This is a genomic window from Breoghania corrubedonensis, assembly GCF_003053845.1.
GTDB classification, from domain to species: Bacteria; Pseudomonadota; Alphaproteobacteria; order Rhizobiales; family Stappiaceae; genus Breoghania; species Breoghania corrubedonensis.
Genome location: NZ_QAYG01000001.1, coordinates 1,773,072 through 1,794,614, shown reverse-complemented (window position 1 = coordinate 1,794,614; position 21,543 = coordinate 1,773,072). Strand labels below are relative to the sequence as shown.

Here is a 21,543-nt window from a genome sequence, read left to right as displayed (position 1 = left end):
ACAATGGCAGATCCATGAGCTTTCTTCCAGATCCGGCAGTCTTTGCCGCCTTCACGGTCGCGGCGATCATTCTGACGCTGACGCCCGGACCAGACATGGCGCTTTTCCTCAGCCGCGCGCTGACTCAGGGACGTGGCGCCGGCTTCGCCGCAATGGCCGGCGCAAACACCGGGCTCGTCATTCACACGCTGCTGGCGGCCTTCGGCCTGTCGGCGCTTCTCGCCGCCTCCGCCACCGCTTTCCTGGTGGTCAAGATGGCCGGTGCGGCCTACCTGCTGTGGCTCGCCATTCACACCATCCGCCACGGCTCCGCGCTGACGCTCGACCGCAAGCCCCGCGGCAAGAGTTCCAGCCTTGCCTCATGCTGGGCGACCGGGATCGGGATCAACCTTCTGAATCCCAAGATCGTGCTGTTCTTCGTGACCTTCCTGCCGCAATTCGTCGATGCTCACGATCCCAACGTGCGAGGCCAGCTCGTCTTCCTTGGGCTCTATTTCGTGGTCCTGTCCTTGCCGTTCACCGTGGCGATGATCGCGACCGCCGAAAAATTCTCAGCCGCACTGAAACGTTCGCCCCGCGTCATGCGGATCATGGACTGGACATTTGCCGGCATCATCGGCGGCTTCGCCTTGCGTATCGCCACAGCCGCGAGCCGTTAGAGCATATTCCGACCGGATCGAATCGATCCGGTCGGAATATGCATCAGCAAGTTATCAGGGGCGGTTTCTTGTCGGTCAAACGGGTCCGTTTGATCGGAAAGCTCCACAGCTAGAGCGTCCCGCCTTCAAGCGGCACCACACCCTGAGCCCCTTCGTCGACTTCGATCACCGCCCCCGTCAACGCCTTGAGCAGATCCGCCGGCGCGAACGGTTTGCCGAGGACGCTCGAAAATCGCGCGCGCCGGTATCGCGCCGTATCGGCCGGCCTCATGCCTGCGGTCAGGGCGACGATCGGAATATCCGCGGTTTCGGCCTCCTCGCGCAAATGCAGTGCGGTCTCTATGCCGTCCATACCCGGCATCTGCAGGTCCATGATCACCACGTCAAAACGGTCTCGCGCCACGGCGGCAAGTGCGGCCGTACCACTTTCGACCGCCCTGAACGTCATTCCAAAGGATTCAAGGAATGTGGAGATCAACAGCCTGTTGACCGAATTGTCATCGACCACGAGCACGTTCAAACGGCGCTCGGGCTCCGGCAAGCGGGACGGCGTATCATCGTCAAGCGCATCCCCGCACACGCCCTCAGCCGCCGCGCACGGGATGTCGAGTGTAAAACGGGTACCATGGCCGAGTTCGCTCTCCACCCCCAGGCTGCCGCCAAGACGCCGTGCCAACGTTCGAGAAATCCATAGGCCCAGGCCGGATCCGCTGCGCAGACGCTGCCCCGAAGCACCCTGGCGATAAGGCAGAAAGAGGCTCGGCAACTCGTCTGCCGCAATGCCCGGCCCGTCGTCGCTCACGGTCAGCACGAGCCGGCGGTGAGCCTCCTCCTCCGCAAGAACCGCCGCGATCCGCACCGAGCCGTCTTCGGAAAACCGGCCAGTGAACTTGATCGCGTTGTCGACAAGATTGGTCAGGATACGGCGCACCGCGTGCGGATCGCCCGATGCCGGCACGTCCAGGCCATCGCCGAGCGTGAGCTCCAGATGCACGTTCTGCTCGTCCGCCAGCGGCTTGAACAGTGCTGTGAGGCTGCGGAATACCTCCGCCGGGTTCCAGGTCTGCAAGCCCCCCGGTTCCGGCGGCACGTCGCCCGCCTGATCGAGGAGTTCGGTCGCAAGATCGTTGAGGGCTGCCGCCGCCTGTTGAAGGGTCTCTACATAACTGCGCTGGCGTTCGTTCAATTCGGTCGTCGCCAGCAGATCCGCACTCGCAGACACCGCGCCGAGCGGCGTGCGGATATCATGCACGATCACGGCGAGCGCCATGGCGGTGCTCATATCCTCTTCGTCCGTGTGCGTGTCGCTGCCGGTTTCCGTTTCGGCCTCTTTCACTGTTACATGGCCTTCGCTGCTTCGCTATTTCTCCAAACCGTAGCAGCGCGGCGAGAAGGTTTCGAGGTCCATGGATGAGGAAAGCCACGATTTGACGGCTGTGACATTCTGCCATAAGCCCGAACGGAGGGGATGATCGGCGTTTCGCCCGTTTTGCCGGACCCCAAAAGGCGATCTGCATTCAGCTTCCCCCCGCAGCGAACCCGGCTCAACGATGATTTCCTTCGACATCCTCTCCATCGTCCTGCCCATCTTCCTTCTGATTGCCCTCGGCTATGGCTCCGCACGCACCGGCCTGCTGCGCGACACGGTTGGTGACGGCCTCAGCCAGTTCGTCAATACGATTGCCATTCCGGTGCTGATCTTCCGCACCCTCGCAACAGCATCCTTTGACGGAGCTTCTCCCTGGGCGCTCTGGGGCGCCTATTTCTCCGCGCTTGCCATCGTCTGGGCGAGCGCGTCACTGCTCAGCCTGCGGCTCTTCCGCCGCGACAAGCGCTACTGTGTCATCGCGGGCATTTCCGGCGCGTTCTCCAACACCATGCTCGTCGGCCTGCCGATCATTTCCGCCACCTTTTCCGACGCCGGCCTGGTGCCCCTTTTCGTCATCGTCTCGGTGCATCTGCCGTTCATGACCATCGTCAGCACCTTGCTGATGGAGCGCGCGGCGGTGGCCGACGGCGTGAAGAGCGCACGCCCGGTCACCCAGACACTGCAACTGGTCGCCAGGAACCTGGTCTCCAATCCGATCGTCGTCGGCATCATGGCAGGGGTGGCCTGGCGCATGACCGGCATGCAGATCCCCAGCCTGCCGGCCAATGTCATCGCCCAGATCGCCAATGCCACGGTTCCGGTCGCGCTGTTCTCGCTGGGCATGAGCCTGCGACGTTACGGCGTGCGCGGCGACATCGCTCCCGCACTTCTCACCAGTACCTTGAAGATCGTCGCCCTGCCGGCAATCGTGTGGGTACTATCCACCTATGTGTTCCATCTGCCGCCGCTGTGGATACAGGTCGCAACCTTGTGCGCCGCCTGCCCGACCGGCATCAACGCCTATCTCTTCGCGGTCAATTTCGGCACAGGCCACGCGCTTTCGGCGAATACGATCTCGCTGACCTCGGCGTTCTCGGTCATCACCATCGGACTATGGATGCATGTCGTTGCCATCGGCTGACGAGTCGCAAGGAAGACCAAATGGACCAACTGACCCGCATGCGCTGTTTCATCCAGGTTGTCGATGCCGGCGGTTTTTCGGCCGCAGCGCGGGCGATGGGACGTTCCAAGGCACTGGTTTCGAAATATGTCGGCGAGCTTGAAGACGAGCTCGGTGTACGGCTTCTCAATAGAACCACACGCCAGATTTCCACGACCGAAGCGGGACAGGCCTACTATCGCGAGGCGTCCGATATTCTCCAGCGCATCGATGATCTGCAGGAGGCGATGCAGGACGCCCACCAGCGCGCCCGCGGACTGTTGCGCATTTCCGCCTCCCGCGCCTTCGGCGATCACGACCTTTCGCGCGCCGTCATGGGTTTTCTGAGCCAGAATCCTGACATTTCCGTCGACCTTAAGCTCGAGGATCGGTTTGTCGATCTGGTGGAGGAAGGTTTCGACGTGGCGATCCGCCTGACCGAACTTTCCGATTCAAGCCTGATCGCGCGCAAGCTCGCGCCGTTCCGGCAGGTGACGGTCGCCGCACCCGAATTCATCGCCATCCACAGCCGGCCGGAAGAGCCGGGAGATCTTGCGGACATACCCTGTGTGGTCGACACCAACTACCGCTTCCGCTCCAATCTGGTCTTCCGCGATGGAGAAGGCGGCCGGCGCTCTGTCGCCATAAAGGGGCGAGTGGAAGTCAACAGCGCGGAAGCCGCGCGCCAGGCCGCGCTCGCGGGCCTCGGCTTTGCCCGCACGCCGCTCTTCATGGTGCGCGACGACATCGCCGCAGGCCGCCTGGAACGCGTGCTTGAAGAATACGAATCCGACGATGCCGCGATCTGGGTCGTCTACCCGCACCGCAAGCATCTCTCCGGCAAGGTCCGCGCCTTCGTTGATTTCCTCGTCTCCTGGTTCGAGCGCGAGGCACTGCGCGGAGCGTTCTAGGCAGTGGCCCTGTCGGACTTGCCCACGTCCTCCACGTAGACGAGTGCCCGGCCCTCGCAAACGCGAACGCCCCCGGCCGTCTCGCATACCGTTTCCAGATCGACCAGGTGCTTTTCCGGCCTCAGCCGCGTCACCGTCACGGTGGCGGTCAGCGGCTCGCCAAAGGGAGCGCAGGTCAGGAACCGCATGTCCTGCTTCAGATAGTTCGTACCAAATCCCGGGAGCTTCACACCAAGAAGATACGAAAAAAGTCCACCGATCAGCGGTTCGGGAACCGAGACGGGCCGCATGTCTAGCCCGGAAAGCCCGGCATACCCTTCCCCCTCCACCGCTTCGAAAGCTCGTGTCGTGCTTGCACTTTGACCGACTTCCAGGCTCATCGCGCGCCCTCCAACCGACAGGTTCCCTGTAACACCACGGCGCCACTGTCGGCACGCGCGACCACCACGGCCAGCAACCCGTCCGCGCCTTCCTCGATCGTGAACCGCAAGGTCTCGTCCGCGTAGGCCGGGTTTGGGAACATCACGGTCTGCATCGCGTGACGTTGTCCCGGATAGGCATTGCAAATCAGCGCATGGACCCTCGAATAAAGCAGCATGCCGTGCGAAACCGTGCGCCCGAACCGGGTGCGCGCGGAAAATTCCGGATCGACATGGATCGGGTTGTCGTCGCCCGATAGGCCGGCGAAACGATCAAAATCGGTCTGGCGCGGCGTCCAGTCCGCGCGGATGGTTGCGGCGATGCAATCGCTCATGCTCTCTGGCCCTCGGCGTTCTGATCGATATCCTGTCGGGTCTGGCTTTGAAGAAACGTGCTGCGCAACACGTGCTTTTGAACCTTGCCCGCCGCCGTACGCGGCATTTCCTCAAGAATACGGAAGCTCTTCGGCACCTTGTAGGCAGCCAGGCGGTCGCGACACCAGCGATCGAGGCTGGCGAGGTCAAGCTCCGCACCCTGACGCAGAATCAGGAATGCAGCGCCAACCTCGCCCCAGCGCATATCGGGTACACCCGTGACGACCGCCTCCTGGATCGCCTCATGCGAAACCAGAACGCGTTCCACCTCCGCCGGGTAGACGTTTTCTCCACCCGAGATGTACATGTCCTTGAGCCGGTCGACGATATACCAGTAGCCATCCTCGTCACGGCGGCCCACGTCACCCGTCTTCAGCCAGCCGTCATTCGTGAAGGCCGCATGGGTCGCGATCTCGTTGCCGAAATAGCCGGGCGTCACGTTGGCTCCGCGGATCTGCAATTCCCCTTCGCCCGCTCCCTCGACGACCCTCTCCTCGGCATCCATCAGCCGGATCTCGGAAAGGATCTGCGCCTTCCCGACGGAACCGATCTTGCGCGCCGCATTGGCCGGATCCATCAGGAAAACGGTCGGCCCGGTCTCCGTCATGCCCATGCCATTGCACACGGTAACCCCACGCCGCAGATAGGTTTCCAGCAGGTTCGCCGAAATGGGCGCCCCGCCGCAGCCGAGCGAGCGAACATGCGAGAAATCCGTGGAGGCGAAGCGCCCGTTAAGCGCCAGCGCCTGATAGATCGCCGGCACGGCGAAGAAGGCGGAAACATCGCCGCGATCGATGAGATCGAGAACCGCATCTTCATCGAACTTGCGCAGAACCGTGGACGTGCCGCCAAAGAGAAACAGCGGCAGCGTGAACAGGTTGATGCCGGCGGTGTGGAACAGCGGCAGATAGTTCACCGCACGGTCGCTGGAGACGAGATCGGTGGCCTGCACATAGTTCACCGCGTTCGCCCATGCCATCGAGGCTGTCTGGATGACCGCCTTGGGCAAGCCCGTCGTGCCGGACGTGAAAAGCAGATACCAGGGGCGATCCGCCGGAATGCGTCCATCGCCGAGTGGCGCCGACGAATGGGCGGCGGCCAGGTCGTCCAGGCAGTCACACCCCTCACCCGGTTCGAACGAAAGACGTTGGAGGTCGCACCGCTGCGCGAGCGCCTTGGCCGTTTCGGCGGTCTGCCGGTCGCTGATCAGCACTCGCGCGCCCGATTCCGCAATGATCGGCGCAAGCTCCGCCGGCGGCTGGCGCCAGTTGAGCGGCACCAGCACGAGGCCCGCCTTTTGCGCCGCGAAAAGCAGCACGAAGAAGTCCGGCCGGTTGTGACACAGGACGGCAACGCGGGCGCCCGTTTCGCCCGTCTGCGCCTCAAGCGCACGCGCCAGCGCATTGGCGCGGTCATTCACCTGGCGAAAGGTCAGCGTCGCACCGCTTTCATGATCGATGAAGGCGGTGCGTGTCGGGGTGAGGTCGGCGCGCCGCGCCGCCATGTCGGTCAGCCATTCCACAATTGTCCTCCCGGCGCTTTTGCGCGCCTTGTTCCTCCCGGGCCGTTTTCCGGCTCCGTCACGTTCAATTCCCGGCCGGCTTCGCGGCCAGTCTCTGCGATCAGGTCGGTTCGCGTGCGCTCTATCTGTTGTCCTTTGCGGAGCGCGCATCGAAACGGCGCATGCGATCAACCACCTCCGGCAGAGCGACGCGCTCCACGAAGAGTTCGCGTTCCGCCTCCAGCATCCGGGCGATCTCCGCCTGCCGTTGCGGACCCCGGATCAACGCCCGCGTCGCCGCCAACGTGCCCCCGGCTTTGGCCAGAAGCGTCTCGACATGTTGCGCAAGCATCTGTTGGAACTCGTCCGCCGCCGCCACGCTGGAGGCCAGACCCAGCGCATGCGCGCGCCAGGCATCCACGCGCCGGTTGAGAAGCTGGATCTCCAGTGCACGCGCCTCGCCGATGCGCCTGGGAAGCATCGCTGTCCAGCCACCGTCCGGCGCAAAGCCGACCTCGGCGTAGTAAGGCTGCACGAAGGCGGCCTCGCTCATCACAACGATGTCGCTCGCCAGCAGAAAGCCCAGCGATCCCCCCGTTACGGGTCCCTGTACTCCGACAAGAACAGGCGCCGGAAACGCCATTAGGTCGAGGATTGCCGCGTTCAAAGAGCCGACGAGGGTCGACGCATAGGCCTCCAGGCCCGCCACTGTGTCGGCGTGCCGGAGAAAGCCGGCAATGTCGCCCCCCGAGGAAAAGGCCTTGCCCGCCGCATCGATCAGGAGAAGATCGGGGCTCTCGTCACGCGCCTGTACAAGAGCCTGTCGAAAGGCCTCGACGAATTCAGGCACCAGCGAATTGCCGCGCCCGGGCCGGTTCAGCGTGAGCCGCACACACCTTCCTTCGCGGCGATAAAGGACCAGCGCCTCGCGCGCCTGCCGGCCGTCGTCCACCGCGACCGGTTTCGGGGTGTGGGTTTCGTTTGCCTTGCCCATTGCGGTCTACCGCTTCAGCCCGTGAACGAAGAGGTCGTAGACACTGTCGACGACATCGTCGATCGGCGTGGTCTTGCCGAACACCACGGCACGTTCACCCAGAGACCGCGCGATCCCCATCAGTGCCCATGCGCGTATGTCGGCATCGCCCGGCCGGACTTCTCCCCCCAACGCGGCCGCCTCAAGGCCCTGCCTGTATCCGTCCGCGAAGGTCGAGAAATAGGCGCGGTAGGCGTCCGCATCCACAAACAGTGCCTCCTGCACGATGCGATACAACTCCGGATGCCCGGCCACGAATGTGAGAAAGGCCCGCAGCCCCTCCCGCTCGGCTTCCAGCCGGTCGCTGATACCCGCCGTGGCGCCCGTGATCGTGTGGCGCAGATTGCGCCCCATATCCCGGACGAGTTCCGAAAACACCTCGTCCTTGCCCTTGAAATAGATATAGAATGTGCCCTGCGCGACGCCGGCCTCCCGTGTGATTGCCCCGATCGAGGCCTCCGCATAGCCAAGTCGCCCGATCACCTTTTCTGCGGCGCCCAGAAGCGCCCGTCGCGTGGCTTCACCGCGGGCCGTTTTCGGCTCCTTCGGCTCGATCGTCCCTGCCTTGTCCATTGCGTTTCCACTTATATGAAAGGTGAATCAGTATTCATGTTATGACTGTTGGACGCAAGAGGCTCTTGTTTTGCGGCAGCGACCAGTTGCCCCGATATTTTTTCGCGGACAAGCTGAGGAAAGTTTGGTCATCCCGTCTGGCGGCAAAACGGATCAGGACCGGTATTTGACCGGACTTATTCCTCATGTCCAATGGCGGGACGGTTCCCCCGGCAGGCCACGGTAAGTTTGGAGGGCCTCTCGAGCCATCAAAAAATCACAATTTAAAACAGATTGTTAACGCGAATTAACCACGTTCGAGCACCAAGACTTGGGTCAATGTTTCAACATTAATGACAGATAGTCACATTTGCACACGTAGAAAGTTTGGAAGCAGTTTAACTATAAGTGGTCTGCACATGTTTTCGTCACTGCCCACGATCCGGCGTCAAACCGGCCCACTTGCTTTTGTTAATTGTTCATGCACCATGAATTACAGATGGTGGAGGTGTTTCGGCATGATCGGATAGGTCTCGCCGAAGAGCGGTGGAACCAGTGGAGGGCTGGCTGATCAGGACGATCAGATCACGGTGGCAGATCGCATCCGGCCTTGATTTCGAAAGGTAAGGGGTTTTCATGACGGCTCTGTACCGTCCAGACGGCACGATTGCCATGGAACGATCCGATGTGACCGCCTTCCCGCGCAGCACGATGCAGGAAGACGTCGCGAGCGAGCATTACGGCGAGCTCGATGTCCGTCTCGATCCACGGAACAGGACCTACTGGTGCATGCTGATGCCGCAGGGTCGCCCGAGCTTCACGCCCGGTCTACTCGCCGATCTTGCCCGCATGCAGGCCTCGATTCCCGCCCTTTACGCTCGCCATGCGCGCTCGGGCGACTGCCCGATGCGCTATTTCGTGGTCGGCTCAAAGCTTTCCGGCATATTCAACCTGGGCGGCGATCTCGGGCTTTTTGCCGAGCATATCCGAAAGGGCAACCGCGACGAACTGGCAACCTACGCACGCGCCTGCATCAAGGTCGTCTACAACAACGCGGTCAACTACGAGCTGCCCATCGTCACCATCGCCCTGGTTCAAGGCGATGCTCTGGGGGGCGGGTTCGAAGCGGCGCTCTCCTGCGACGTGATCATTGCCGAACGCCGCGCCAAGTTCGGCCTGCCCGAAGTCCTGTTCAACATGTTCCCGGGCATGGGCGCCTATTCGTTCCTGGCCCGCCGGCTCGGCTCAGTGCAGGCCGAACGCATGATCCTCAGCGGCAAGCTCTTTGGCGCGGAAGAACTTCACGACCTCGGGATCGTTGACGTGCTGGTCGACGACGGCAAGGGGCGCCGCGCGGTGGAGGACTACATTCATCGCAACACCAGGCGGCACAATTCCCATAGCGCGATTTATCGCACGCGCCGCCGCGTCAATCCGGTGACCTATGAAGAATTGAGTGACATCATCGACATCTGGGTCGACACCGCCCTGCAGCTGAAGGAAGTCGACCTCAGAAAGATGATGCGCCTGACGATGGCGCAGGATCGCCGCCGATCCGGTCTCCCTCAGGATGAGGCCGAGGCGGTCTGAGGCAGGCGCGGTTGAAACCGTTCCCGAATTGCTTCGAACGCCGTCTTCAATCTCGTTCGTGGACCCGTCCGCTGGGGTCCATACGCGCGTTCAGCACATCGCGGACCTGAGCGACTTCCAGCTGCAACTCGCGCAGTCTCTCAAATCCGTGCAGCACGAATTCCTCCTCGCCAATCGATTCCAGCTTCGAGCAGATCGAGAAGATGCCCTGAGCGCCGATATTCGCCGCACCGCTGCGCAGCGCGTGCGCCTGACTACGAAAACCGTTGAGATCGCTCGCGGTGCAGAGATCCGAGAGGCTGTTCAGCGTCATCTCCGAGTCCTCGACGAAACCGCCGACCAGGTCCTGCACGAATTCCGATCCTCCAAGCTCCTGCAGGTTCTCCAGCGTACGCATGTCGACCACCGCCCGCCCGCTGGCGCGGTACTTCGGATGCTGGCTGATGCTCGCGACCTTCTCGCCGTCCGCGTTCTGCTGCGAGACCGGCCGCCCCTCATTCCTGCAGATGATCTCTTCCATCTTGCGCAGAAGGTCCGCCGGCTCGACCGGCTTGATGATGCAATCGACCATTCCGGCCTCAAGGCAGCGTTCGCGCGCCGCAGGCGTCGCGTCCGCCGTCAACCCGACCACGGGCACCGCTTTCTGGCCGAGCGAGGAAAAGGCATAGAGCTTCATCGCCTCGATACCGCTCATTACCGGCATGTTGAGATCCATGAGCACGATATCGAAGGAATTGCGGCCCAGCGCGTCGAGCGCCAATTCGCCGTTCTCCGCGATTTCCACGTCGTGCCCGGCCTTTTCCAGAACCTTGGCGATCACCTTCTGGTTTGTCAGGTTGTCATCGGCCACCAGCACCGAACGGCGCCTGGCCGCAGTCAGCGGCACCGTCTCGCTGCAATCGAGGTTGCTTGTGCCGGTCGCCGCGGACATCTGTAACGCCCGGCGCAGTTCCTCCTCGCTGGGCCTGCGCGGCAGAACGGTTACGAAAGCGCTCCGATAATCGGCTGCCGGCAGATCATCCACGCGATCCGATATCAGTATCAACGTCGGCGCAATAGAGGACTCCCGACCGATCAGCGCGTCGGCGAGAGAGAGCGGATCATCGCCCATCTCCGCTTCGTCCAGAACGACGATGCAACGCCGGATCCCGCTCCTTGCCGCGGTGCGCATCAAGGTGACGAGTTCCGCTGGCCTGTCCGTCAACGTCAGCGGCACGCCGAACTCTGCAAAGCGCGTTTTCAGGATCTGCGAAAGCTCGGCATCGCCGGTCAGCGCGATGGTCTGCCCCGGGGCGAGGCTCGGCGTCCACGACGCCTCGCTCTCCGCGTTTTCATAAGAGAGTTCAAACCAGAAGGTGCTACCGGCCCCCCGCGCGCTCTCCACACCGATTTCGCCACCATGCATTTCCACCAGCCGCTTGACGATCGCAAGCCCCAGGCCCGTGCCGCCGAACCGGTTGATGATGGTGTCGTCCGCCTGGCTGAAATGCTCGAAGATCCGCCCTTGCGCCTCCTTGGCGATACCGATGCCGGTGTCGGTCACCTCAAAGCGCAGTCGCAGGCTATCGGGAGCCGCCCCCCTGCCGGAATCGATCAGCGACACGGCCATGCAGACCCGCCCCGCATTCGTGAACTTCACCGCATTGCCGGCGAGGTTGGTCAGGATATCGGCGAGATGACGCGCATCGCCTCTCAACCGGAGCGGTGTGCGCGCGCTCACATGGACCGCGAACCGCAATCCCTTGGCCTCGGCCTGAACGGCTACTGTGGAGCGGACCCGCGCCAGCACGTCGTAAAGTTCAAAGTCACTCGCCGTACTCGGCATCTGACCCGCCTCGATGCGCGAAAAATCGAGGACCTCGTTGATCAGCGTCAGAAGTGCGTTGGCGGAATTGCGCACCGTCGCGGCCATATCCTTCTGTTCGTCGTCGAGCGTCGTACGCTGCAGCATGTCCGTCATGCCGATGATGCCGTGCAACGGCGTGCGAAACTCGTGGCTGACGGCAGCCAGGAACTGGCTCTTGGCCTCGCTCGCCTGTTCAGCCGCCTTCTTGGCCTCCGAGAGATTGCGGATGAGCTTCGACGCGTACAGTGGCAGCGCGATCATTCCGAGCAGCAGGCCGATGGCGATGCCGTCATTGGCAGTCCAGTAGGGTGAATTGAGCAGTGCGACGGCAAAGCAGGGAACGCCGATCGCCATCGCGATCCGAAGGCTCTTTACGCCAAAGCGGAAACCGTTGCCGAGGATGACCCAGAGATAGATCGGATAAAGGGCGGCGGTGGCCTCCCCTCCGACATAGATACCGTAACTCAACCCGCCCAAATCACAGAGCATCGCAACCACACGGCGCCATTCCAGGCGCTTGGGATGGTAGACGAGATGGGCGAACAGAGCGACGGAGAGCACCGAATAGATGCTGATCGTGGCCAGTGGCCCGGAGACGTCCACGCTCGTGTAACGAGCCATTCCGAGCAGATAGGCGCCGATGAGGAATGCGATCGCAAGCCGGTTGAGCACCATTTCGTGCTCGCGTTCGTCGCTCGACAGCAGCCGCCTCCACATCCTGTCGAGACGGGAAAGGCGCGAACGCGACCCGCGCGCTCCGCGCTTGCCGTCGATGATCCTGCGTGGCTTTGAAAGCATGGGCGTCACGTATCCTTCACCCCTGTGCGCCAGGCGTATGGCAGGCGCGGGTACGGTCAGGCGGAATAGACGAGCCGGGCCTTCGGACGGAAAAGCTCAGCGAACGATTCCGGCGGCATTGGCCGGCCGAAGTAGTACCCCTGAACCTCGTCGCAGCCTTCCTTGCGCAGAAACGCCGCCTGCTCCTCCGTCTCCACTCCTTCGGCGGTGATCGAAAGATTGAGGCTCTTGCCGAGCCCGATGATGGCCTTGATGATCGCGGCGTCGTTCGGGTCGGTTTCAAGGTTGCGGATGAAACCCTGATCGATCTTGAGCCTGGCGACGGGAAACCGCTTGATGTAGCCAAGCGACGAGTATCCGGTACCGAAATCGTCGATGGAGAAGCCCACCCCCAGCTTCTGCAGGAAAAGCAGATCGTTGGTCACGACCTCGGAATTCTCCATCAGGATGGTCTCGGTCAGTTCCAGATCGAGCCGACCGGGCGGCAATCCGCTCGTTTCGAGGATCTCGGTCACGAGCGCGCGCATGTTCTGCTTGCGGAACTGCACCGGCGAGAGGTTGACCGCGATCCGGATCGGCGGCAGTCCTTCCTCGATCCATGTCATCGCCTGTCGGCAGGCTTCGCGCATCACCCATTCGTTGATCGGCACGATCTGGCCGTTCTGCTCGGCAAGCGGCAGGAAGGCACCCGGCGAGATCATGCCCTTGACCGGATGCTGCCAACGCAAAAGCGCCTCCGTCCCGACGATCTCTCCCGTCTTGAGGTCAACCTGCGGCTGATAGTAGAGCCGGAACTCCTCGCGCTGCAGCGCGCGCCGAAGGTCCGCTTCCAGCACGATGGCGTCTCGCGCCCGGTCCGCCATGCCCGCGGAGGCGAATTCGTAACTGCTGCCGCCGTGCGCCTTGGCCCGATACATGGCGAGATCGGCGCTCTTCATCAGCGAATCCACGTCACCGCCATCGTCGGGATGCATGGAGATGCCGATGGAGGCCGTGGGATTGATCTCATGGCCTTCGAAGAAGAGCGGCTGACCAATCACGTCGATGATCTTCTCGGCCAGTTGGGTCGTGTCCGAAGGACCCTTCACATCACTCATCAGGATTGCGAATTCATCGCCGCCGAGCCGAGCGACCACGTCGCCCTCGCGAACCGTCACGCGAAGGCGCTGCGCAATTGCTTTCAAAAGGCGGTCACCGACGGAATGGCCCAGCGCGTCGTTGACGCTCTTGAACCGGTCGATGTCGAGCATCTGCAGCCCGACCTTGCGGTCACCACGCCGCGCCCGCGCAATCTCCTTGCGCAGCTGATCCCGGATCAGCGTTCGGTTCGGCAGCCCCGTCAGCGCATCGTGACGCGCAATATGCTGGAGGTGGTTCTCCGCCGCCTTGCGGTCCGTAATGTCGAGTGAGGACGTCAGGATGCCGGTGATTTCATTCGACGGATCCCTGAGCGGCGACTTGGTCGTAAGAAAGACCCGGCGCTTGCCCTGCGCATCGTTGATTTCTTCTTCGTAGGAATTCAACGGCTTGCCGCTCGCAAGCACCATGCGATCGAGCGCCTTGTTGCGGCTGGCCCCTTCCTCGCCGAGAACCTCGGAGGAATCGCAGCCCACCACCTTTGCCGGATCGAGCCCCGTGACCTTGCTGTGATAGGCGTTCACGAACAGGAACTTCCCATCGCAATCGGTCGCGCTGATGAGGGCGGGCACGGTGTCGATCACCTGGGCGAGCCGGTCGCGGCTGTCGCGAATTGTACGTTCCAGGGCCCGCTCACTGACCTCAAGTTCCCGTTTCAGGTTCTTCGCGCGATCGGCCAGCAGAAGTTGCTGCTGACGCAATTTCAGCAGATTGCGCGCCCGCGTCACGAACTCGCGATGATCGACCGGACTTTGCAGAAAATCCGTCGCCCCCGCATCCAGCGCGGCGATCCGGTAGGTCCGGTCCTCGAACACCGTGATCACGATGACCGGCACATCGACGAGTGCGGGCATGCCGCGCACCGCGGAAATGAATTCCGCGCCGTCCATATGCGGCATGTTGTAATCTGTAACCAGCAGATCGGGCGTGTTTTCAGCTAGCCATTCCAATGCCGTGCGCGGATCGGCAAAGGCCCGCACCTGCGTTCCCTCCTCGATAGAGGCGGCGATACGGGTGAAGATCTGCCGGTTGGTCGGTTGATCGTCAACAATTACGACGAGCGCCATCGAACAAGCCTGTTACTTCGCGGCGTCCCGAGCCAGACAAAAGGCGCGGGTGCGGTTTGAAACAAACGGCCGCCGCTATGATACAAGTCAAAGGCGACGGCCAACCTAGGTACGCGGCCGCGCGCACCTGCTGTCCAAGCCCACGATGGCATAAGAACCTTAAGAAGTATTACCGAGCCTTGATTTGTTACCTATCTCGTTCGGATATGGCATATCGCCGAAACCGCCCCCGATCACGCGTAACCATGCGCCAGGCGGGCGCCTTGCAACGCTTGACTTGCGCACGTCATCCGCTTAGTTTCCGCGCCACTCCTAACATGGAGCGACCATCGATCCGCCGACCGGGCCCCGTAAAGGTGTAAAGAGAGCCCGGAGGTCATCATCCGCCAGCGAGTTTCGCCCGCGGATGTCGTCATTCTGTGCGCTTGCGCGCCGGATGGCTGAAAAGCGACAAGCGCGGGTTGCGGCGTTCATTGAGGGGACCACATTCAGGGATACGGCAGCCAGGGAAGCCGCCGGCCGCCCTCCCTGAAACCGCCAGACAGTCCGTTGCGTCCCGATCAAGGCGATGCGATGGGCACGACGGCAAGCAAGAGACGTGAGACGGACATGTTCGAAAGCCTGTCAGACCGCCTGAGCGGCATTCTGGACTCCCTCACCCGGCGCGGCGCGCTGAGCGACGCGGACGTGACCGCGGCGCTGCGCGAGGTTCGCCGCGCGCTGATCGAGGCCGACGTCTCCCTCGACGTGGTCCGTTCCTTTACCGACAAGGTCAAGAACCGCGCCGTCGGCCACGAGGTGGTCAAGTCCGTCACCCCCGGCCAGATGGTCGTCAAGATCGTCCATGACCAGCTTGTGGAGATGCTCGGCGCCGAAGGCGAGCCGATCGACCTCAACGCCCCCGCCCCCGTCGCCATAATGATGGTCGGCCTGCAGGGCTCAGGCAAGACGACAACCTCCGGCAAGATCGCGCTGAGGCTCACCAAGCGGGACAAGCGCAAGGTCCTGATGGCCTCGCTTGACACCCGCCGCCCGGCCGCCCAGGAGCAGTTGAAGGTGCTCGGCGAGCAAACCGGTATCGACACCCTGCCGATCATCGCCGGCCAGTCGCCGACCCAGATCGCCAAGCGCGCCGAGAGCGCCGCCCGCCTCGGCGGCTATGACGTGGTCATTCTGGACACCGCCGGCCGCACCCACATCGACGAACCACTGATGGTTGAGATGGCCGAGATCAAGGCCATCGCCAATCCGCACGAAATCCTGCTGGTGGCCGACAGCCTGACCGGTCAGGACGCGGTGAACCTCGCCAAGAGCTTCGACGAGCGCGTCGGCATCACCGGCCTCGTGCTGACCCGCATGGACGGCGATGGCCGAGGCGGTGCGGCGCTTTCCATGCGTGCGGTCACCGGCAAGCCGGTCAAGCTCATCGGTACCGGCGAAAAGGCCGACGCGCTGGAGGAATTTCATCCCGCCCGCATCGCCGACCGCATCCTCGGCATGGGCGACATCGTCTCGCTCGTGGAAAAGGCATCGGAAGCCATTGACGCGGAACAAGCCGCGAAGATGGCGAAGAAGTTCAAGAAGGGCGAGTTCGATCTCGACGACCTTTCCGAACAGCTTCAACAGATGGAAAAGCTCGGCGGCATGTCCGGCATGCTCGGCATGCTGCCCGGCATCGGCAAGATGAAGAAGCAGCTCGAGGCCGCAAACCTCGACGACAGCGTCATCAAGCGGCAGCGCGCCATCATTTCGTCTATGACGAAGAAGGAGCGCCGCGCGCCGAAGCTCCTGAACGCCAGCCGCAAGAAGCGCATCGCCGCCGGCTCCGGCACCGAGGTGCAGGACGTCAACAAGCTCCTGAAGATGCACCGTCAGATGGCCGACATGATGAAGGCCATGGGCAAAAAGAAGGGCGGCATGATGGGCGCGCTTGGCGGCATGATGGGCGGCGGCCAGCCGCAGATGGATCCCGCCGAAATGGAACGGCTCGCCAGGCAAATGGGTCAGGGCGGCGGCATGCCGAGCCTTCCCCCCGGCGGAATGCCCGGAATGCCCGGCGGCGGCCTGCCCGGCCTCGGCGGCGCGAAATTTCCCGGCCTGCCCGGCATGGGCAAGAAGAAATAGAGACATTCACGAGATACCGGCCTGCTGAGCGAAACGGCGGGTTGGTTAGACAACACGAAGACACAAACGAACACGCTCTCAAGAAGGACTAGAAAACCATGGCCCTCAAGATTCGCCTCGCCCGTGGCGGCACCAAGAAGCGCCCCTACTACCGCATTGTCATCGCAGACGCGCGCGCGCCGCGCGACGGCCGCTTCCTGGAGAAGGTCGGCAGCTACAACCCGCTGCTGCCGAAGGATTCGCCGGAACGCGTGACGCTCGACACCGACCGCGTCCAGCATTGGCTGTCGCACGGTGCCCAGCCGACCGACCGCGTTCTGCGCTTCCTCGATGCCGCCGGCCTCGTCAAGCGCGAAGCGCGCAACAACCCGAAGAAGGCGCTGCCGGGCAAAAAGGCGCAGGAGCGTCTCGACGCCAAGCGTCAGGCCGAGGAAGAAGCGGCTGCCGCTGCTGCCGAGGCTGCGGCGGCTCCGGCCGAAGAAGGTGGCGAGGAAGCTGCTGCCAGCTGAGGCGGTTCTTCCCTACCACACGATTTGAGACGGCGCCCGCGCCCGGGAATACCGGCGCGGGCGTTGTTGCCTTGAACGAAGCTCAACTCAGGAACAAGAGCCGATGGCCTCTTCCGATCGTGTCCTGATGGCCGAAATCGGCGCCGCGCACGGCATCCGTGGCGAAGTCCGGGTCAAGCCACACGGTGACGACCCGATGGCGCTGCGCGACTACGGCCCGCTTGAGGCCGCCGATGGCCGCGTATTCGAGATCGAGGCGCTGCGCCCGCAAAAGCACATGCTGGTCGTCCGCTTCAAGGGCATCCGCGACCGCAACGCGGCCGAAGCGCTGACGCGCACGAAACTCTACCTTCCGCGCGAAAGGCTGCCGGAACCCGACGCGGACGACTTCTACCACGCCGATCTTGTCGGTCTTCCCGTCTTCGACGCACAGGGCACTGAACTCGGCACTGTTCTTTCCGTACCCAATTTCGGCGCCGGCGATCTGCTGGAGATCGCGCCGAAAGGTGCGCCAAGCTTCTATCTGCCCTTTACCCACGAGGCAGTGCCGGAGATCGACATCGCCAACCGGCGCATCACCGCCGTCCCGCCCGAAGGCCTGCTCGCGGGAGAGGAGGACGCGGAAGAACGTCGCAGGGAAGAAGGAAACGGGGCATGAGCGCCCTCGTCATTGTCTCCGGCACGTTCCGTATGGCGCCCGACAGGATCGAAGACTGGCGGCCGCATGCGATCGCTATGCTGAAGGCGACACGGGCCGAGCCCGGCTGTCGCGTCTATTCCTATTCCCAGGACGCGGAAGATCCCGGCCTCATCCGTGTTTACGAGGAATGGGAGAGCCGTGACGCGCTTGCGGATCATTTCAGCACTCCGCACATGAAGACATGGCGGGCAGCCCTTGCCCGGATTGGCACTTTTGACCGCGACCTGCGCCTCTTCGAGGCGAGCGAAGGCGAACCGGTGTGACCATGTTCCGCGCGACTGTCCTCACTCTCTATCCCGAGATGTTCCCCGGCCCGCTGGGAGCGAGCCTCGCGGGCCGCGCCCTGGAGCGCGGCGCGTGGAGCCTCGAGGCCCGCAATATCCGTGACGTCGCCACCGACCGCCACCGCACCGTCGACGACACGCCCGCCGGCGGCGGCGCGGGCATGGTGCTGAAGCCCGACATCGTCGCCGCTGCCATCGATGCTGCCTGCCCCGCCGACGACACGCGTCCGCGCCTTCTCATGAGCCCGCGCGGAAAGCCTCTCGACCAGACCCGCGTGCGGGCCTTGAGTGCGGGCGACGGAGCCCTGATCCTGTGCGGCAGGTTCGAAGGCGTCGACGAGCGGGTGGTCGAGGCGCGCGGGCTCGAAGAGGTGTCCATCGGCGATTATGTGCTCTCGGGCGGGGAACTCGCCGCCATGGTGCTCATCGACGCCATTGTCCGCCTGCTGCCCGGTGTCATGGGCAACGCGGAATCTGGGGATACCGAGAGCTTCGAAACCGGTCTTCTGGAGCACCCCCACTACACGCGCCCGCAGGAATGGGAGGGGCATGCCATCCCTGAAATCCTGCTCTCCGGCGATCACGGCCGGATCGCGAAATGGCGGCTGGAACAGGCCCGGGATCTGACAAGAAGACGGCGACCCGACCTTTGGGAAGCCTACCGCGCGCAGCATCTCGAGAAGGGAAAGCCGTAAGCGGGGCTTGGATTCGCACGCCCTTTTTCGGATCGGCGCGTCACGAGACGGACGGCCTGTTCCGCGCAGGCACCACAACACGCCGCACCGCACCCCGTTGGCGCAAAAAGCCGAGGTTTCCTGCGAAAAACCGCATGACTTTGGCACCGATGTCCTGTATAGGACGCGCCTTGAGCCCCGCCGTGTCCGCACGTTGGGGGCCTTTTATCGTGACACGAAGAACGAGAGACTTGTCATGAACATTATTGAACAGCTCGAATCCGAGCAGATGGCGAAGATCGTCGAGCAGCGGAAGATTCCCGAATTTTCCCCTGGCGACACGATCCGCGTGAACGTGCGCGTCACCGAAGGTACGCGTACCCGTGTCCAGGCCTACGAGGGTGTGTGCATCGCCCGCGCCGGCTCCGGCCTGCAAGAGAGCTTCACTGTCCGCAAGATTTCCTATGGCGAAGGCGTCGAGCGTGTCTTCCCCATGTATTCTCCGCTGGTCGAGGGTGTCGAGGTTGTCCGCCGCGGTAAGGTCCGCCGCGCCAAGCTCTATTACCTGCGCGGCCGCCGCGGCAAGTCCGCACGTATCGCGGAAGCCTCCAACGTTCGCGCAAAGCGCCTGAACGAGGAGCAGCGTGCCGCCGCCGTCGAGGCCAAGGCCGCCGCCGAAGCCGAGAAGAAGGCCGCCCAGGAGGCCGCCGCAGCAGCTGCCGCCGCAGAGGCGAGCGCGGAATAGGCATCCGCCGGCCTGTCACAGACAGGCAACGCGTTCCAGACGCCCGCCCTCGTTCCGAGGCGCGGGCGTTTTCGTTGGGGCGTTGCGCAGGCCTTGACTGCGCCTGTTGCGGAAATCCTTGAAACCGCGGCATCTGACGGTCATATTGCCGGCCAGCACAGATGCCAGCATCGAAGATCGGGCGCCCAAAGGCATGGCCATGAACAGGACAGACAGCTTCAAGGCACGACGCGCAGATGATTGCGCGGCCGCTGGCGTACACGCGCCGATCGCCTTCGCCCTGTTCCACGATCACGCCCGTCTGCCATGGCGCTTCCACGCCCTTCTCAACGTTTCCAACGACATCCTTATGGGCTGACCGCCCGCCGGGCACGCGCGCCTTTATCTGAGCGCCGCGGCCCGGCCGGCGGAGCCATGAATGTCGTTTATCCGAATTTTCCGGGAGAGAAAGACCGATGACTGAAGCCAAGACGCTCTACGACAAGATCTGGGACGACCACCTGGTCGACATGCAGGAAGACGGAACGGGCCTGCTCTACATCGACCGCCATCTCGTCCATGAAGTGACCTCGCCGCAAGCCTTTGAGGGGCTGCGGATCGCCGGCCGGCCGGTGCATGCCCCCACCCGTACGCTCGCCGTGGTCGACCACAACGTGCCGACCACGGACCGTTCGCACGGCATCGATGATCCGGAATCGGCGCTGCAGGTGCAGACGCTGGCCGACAATGCCAAGGCTTTCGGTGTCGAGTACTATTCCGAAACCGACAAGCGGCAGGGCATCGTCCACATCGTCGGCCCCGAGCAGGGCTTCACCCTGCCGGGCATGACCATCGTGTGCGGTGACAGCCACACCTCCACGCACGGGGCCTTCGGTGCGCTCGCACATGGTATCGGCACCTCGGAGGTCGAGCATGTTCTCGCCACCCAGACGCTGATCCAGAAAAAAGCGAAGAACATGCGGATCACCGTCGACGGCGACCTGCCGGACGGGGTGACCGCAAAGGACATCATCCTCGCGATCATCGGCGAGATCGGCACCGCCGGCGGAACGGGCCACGTCATGGAATACGCAGGCGACGCCATCCGCGCCCTCTCCATGGAAGGCCGCATGACGGTGTGCAACATGTCGATCGAAGCCGGCGCGCGCGCCGGCCTGATCGCGCCCGACGAGAAGACATTCACCTACATTCAGGGCCGGCCCAAGTCCCCCACCGGCAAGGCCTGGGACATGGCCAAGGCCTATTGGGAAACGCTCTATTCCGATCCCGACGCCCATTTCGACCGGGAAGTCAGGCTCGATGCGGCCAACCTGCCGCCCACCATCACCTGGGGCTCTTCGCCCGAAGACGTCGTGTCCATCACCGGAGTCGTGCCGAACCCCGACGATCTCACGGATGAGGGCCGCCGCGCCTCCAAGCACAGGGCGCTTGAATACATGGGCCTGACGCCAGGCACGAAGATGACGGACATCGTGATCGACCGCGTTTTCATCGGTTCGTGCACCAATGGCCGCATCGAGGATCTGCGCGCCGCGGCCGCCATCGTCGACGGCCACAAGGTCGCCGAAAGCGTCAACGCTATGGTGGTGCCGGGCTCGGGCCTCGTGAAGGATCAGGCGGAGGCGGAAGGTCTCGACAAGATCTTCATCGCGGCCGGTTTCGAATGGCGCGAGCCGGGCTGCTCCATGTGCCTTGCGATGAACGCCGACAAGCTGGCTCCGGGCGAACGCTGCGCGTCCACCTCGAACCGCAATTTCGAAGGCCGGCAGGGTTTCAAGGGACGCACGCATCTGGTCTCGCCGGCCATGGCGGCGGCGGCGGCGGTCGCCGGTCGTTTCGTCGACGTGCGCGAGTGGCCTCAAGGCTGATTCGCCGCCCAAAGAGCGCGGAAAACAACACCGACGGGCACCCACGGGTGCCCGTTTGCGTGTCCGTCCGGCCCGCCGCACGTTGCACCGCAACCCGGCGGTTTCGGATTCACTCGATTTTTCAGACAGCAAGGGAGCGGTAAAGGCCGCCTCACTCCCGCGACGCTACGTCACGCTTACGGCTTCACAACACCGTCATGCACGCTTTACACTATGCGTGCGC

The 21,543-nt window shown here is 63.2% G+C and carries 20 protein-coding genes; 12 read left to right on the top strand and 8 right to left on the bottom strand.

All coding sequences use genetic code 11. The annotated features are described in order from the left end of the window. Nucleotides 1–14 precede the first annotated feature (14 nt). On the top strand, nt 15–659 hold the full coding sequence (locus tag C8N35_RS07940) for a LysE family translocator (RefSeq protein WP_107988965.1): 645 nt from the start codon (nt 15–17) through the stop codon (nt 657–659). Between the two features lie 109 nt (nt 660–768). Here the strand turns inward: C8N35_RS07940 and C8N35_RS07935 are convergent, their stop codons facing one another. Beyond that, a complete protein-coding gene (locus C8N35_RS07935) occupies nt 769–1,995 on the bottom strand; it encodes a hybrid sensor histidine kinase/response regulator (RefSeq protein WP_107988964.1) in 1,227 nt (408 codons plus the stop codon). 214 nt (nt 1,996–2,209) lie between these two features. On the opposite strand from C8N35_RS07935, the gene C8N35_RS07930 reads away from it, so the two are divergent. Then, nucleotides 2,210–3,169: an AEC family transporter gene (locus C8N35_RS07930; RefSeq protein ID WP_210203408.1), complete on the top strand. Its 960-nt coding sequence runs from the start codon at nt 2,210–2,212 to the stop codon at nt 3,167–3,169. 20 nt (nt 3,170–3,189) lie between these two features. Beyond that, nucleotides 3,190–4,098: a LysR family transcriptional regulator gene (locus C8N35_RS07925; protein WP_107988963.1), complete on the top strand. Its 909-nt coding sequence runs from the start codon at nt 3,190–3,192 to the stop codon at nt 4,096–4,098. On the opposite strand, the gene C8N35_RS07920 is transcribed toward C8N35_RS07925, so the two are convergent. From C8N35_RS07920 to C8N35_RS07900, 5 genes are all read right to left on the bottom strand, one after another. Then, entirely contained in the window at nt 4,095–4,478 is a 384-nt protein-coding gene (locus C8N35_RS07920; protein WP_107988962.1) for a hotdog family protein, read from the bottom strand. The genes C8N35_RS07925 and C8N35_RS07920 overlap by 4 nt on opposite strands. Beyond that, nucleotides 4,475–4,852 (bottom strand): MaoC family dehydratase, encoded by a 378-nt coding sequence (locus C8N35_RS07915; RefSeq protein WP_107988961.1) that lies wholly within the window; start codon nt 4,850–4,852, stop codon nt 4,475–4,477. Before C8N35_RS07915 ends, C8N35_RS07920 begins: the two co-directional genes overlap by 4 nt. Continuing rightward, nucleotides 4,849–6,414 (bottom strand): AMP-binding protein, encoded by a 1,566-nt coding sequence (locus C8N35_RS07910; RefSeq protein ID WP_107988960.1) that lies wholly within the window; start codon nt 6,412–6,414, stop codon nt 4,849–4,851. Before C8N35_RS07910 ends, C8N35_RS07915 begins: the two co-directional genes overlap by 4 nt. A gap of 121 nt (nt 6,415–6,535) precedes the next feature. Further along, nucleotides 6,536–7,387, bottom strand: coding sequence for an enoyl-CoA hydratase/isomerase family protein (locus C8N35_RS07905; RefSeq protein WP_107988959.1), 852 nt, complete (start codon nt 7,385–7,387; stop codon nt 6,536–6,538). Between the two features lie 6 nt (nt 7,388–7,393). Beyond that, the gene (locus tag C8N35_RS07900) at nt 7,394–7,999 is read right to left on the bottom strand and encodes a TetR/AcrR family transcriptional regulator (RefSeq protein WP_107988958.1); all 606 of its coding nucleotides are present in this window, start codon (nt 7,997–7,999) and stop codon (nt 7,394–7,396) included. Between the two features lie 615 nt (nt 8,000–8,614). On the opposite strand from C8N35_RS07900, the gene C8N35_RS07895 reads away from it, so the two are divergent. Beyond that, nucleotides 8,615–9,568: a crotonase/enoyl-CoA hydratase family protein gene (locus tag C8N35_RS07895; RefSeq protein WP_107988957.1), complete on the top strand. Its 954-nt coding sequence runs from the start codon at nt 8,615–8,617 to the stop codon at nt 9,566–9,568. Between the two features lie 46 nt (nt 9,569–9,614). Here the strand turns inward: C8N35_RS07895 and C8N35_RS07890 are convergent, their stop codons facing one another. Next, on the bottom strand, nt 9,615–12,212 hold the full coding sequence (locus C8N35_RS07890) for a hybrid sensor histidine kinase/response regulator (RefSeq protein WP_107988956.1): 2,598 nt from the start codon (nt 12,210–12,212) through the stop codon (nt 9,615–9,617). 56 nt (nt 12,213–12,268) lie between these two features. Continuing rightward, on the bottom strand, nt 12,269–14,416 hold the full coding sequence (locus C8N35_RS07885; RefSeq protein ID WP_107988955.1) for a two-component system response regulator: 2,148 nt from the start codon (nt 14,414–14,416) through the stop codon (nt 12,269–12,271). A 609-nt stretch (nt 14,417–15,025) separates the two neighbouring features. Between C8N35_RS07885 and ffh the strand changes: the two genes are divergently transcribed. From ffh to leuC, 8 genes are all read left to right on the top strand, one after another. Then, nucleotides 15,026–16,540 carry a signal recognition particle protein gene (gene ffh, locus C8N35_RS07880; RefSeq protein ID WP_107989168.1) on the top strand — a complete coding sequence of 505 codons (1,515 nt, stop codon included), beginning with the start codon at nt 15,026–15,028 and terminating at the stop codon, nt 16,538–16,540. Between the two features lie 98 nt (nt 16,541–16,638). Further along, nucleotides 16,639–17,049 (top strand): 30S ribosomal protein S16, encoded by a 411-nt coding sequence (rpsP, locus tag C8N35_RS07875; RefSeq protein WP_107988954.1) that lies wholly within the window; start codon nt 16,639–16,641, stop codon nt 17,047–17,049. A 103-nt stretch (nt 17,050–17,152) separates the two neighbouring features. Then, nucleotides 17,153–17,707 (top strand): ribosome maturation factor RimM, encoded by a 555-nt coding sequence (rimM, locus tag C8N35_RS07870; protein WP_107988953.1) that lies wholly within the window; start codon nt 17,153–17,155, stop codon nt 17,705–17,707. Next, nucleotides 17,704–18,012, top strand: coding sequence for a putative quinol monooxygenase (locus C8N35_RS07865; protein ID WP_107988952.1), 309 nt, complete (start codon nt 17,704–17,706; stop codon nt 18,010–18,012). Before rimM ends, C8N35_RS07865 begins: the two co-directional genes overlap by 4 nt. Nucleotides 18,013–18,014: 2 nt before the next feature. Then, a complete protein-coding gene (trmD, locus tag C8N35_RS07860) occupies nt 18,015–18,728 on the top strand; it encodes a tRNA (guanosine(37)-N1)-methyltransferase TrmD (RefSeq protein WP_107988951.1) in 714 nt (237 codons plus the stop codon). A 235-nt stretch (nt 18,729–18,963) separates the two neighbouring features. Beyond that, complete coding sequence (gene rplS, locus C8N35_RS07855) at nt 18,964–19,452, top strand: 50S ribosomal protein L19 (RefSeq protein ID WP_107988950.1); 489 nt, start codon at nt 18,964–18,966, stop codon at nt 19,450–19,452. Between the two features lie 199 nt (nt 19,453–19,651). Then, complete coding sequence (locus C8N35_RS23835; RefSeq protein ID WP_170122037.1) at nt 19,652–19,810, top strand: hypothetical protein; 159 nt, start codon at nt 19,652–19,654, stop codon at nt 19,808–19,810. 97 nt (nt 19,811–19,907) lie between these two features. Then, nucleotides 19,908–21,320 (top strand): 3-isopropylmalate dehydratase large subunit, encoded by a 1,413-nt coding sequence (gene leuC, locus C8N35_RS07845; RefSeq protein WP_107988948.1) that lies wholly within the window; start codon nt 19,908–19,910, stop codon nt 21,318–21,320. The last annotated feature ends 223 nt before the right edge of the window (nt 21,321–21,543 follow it).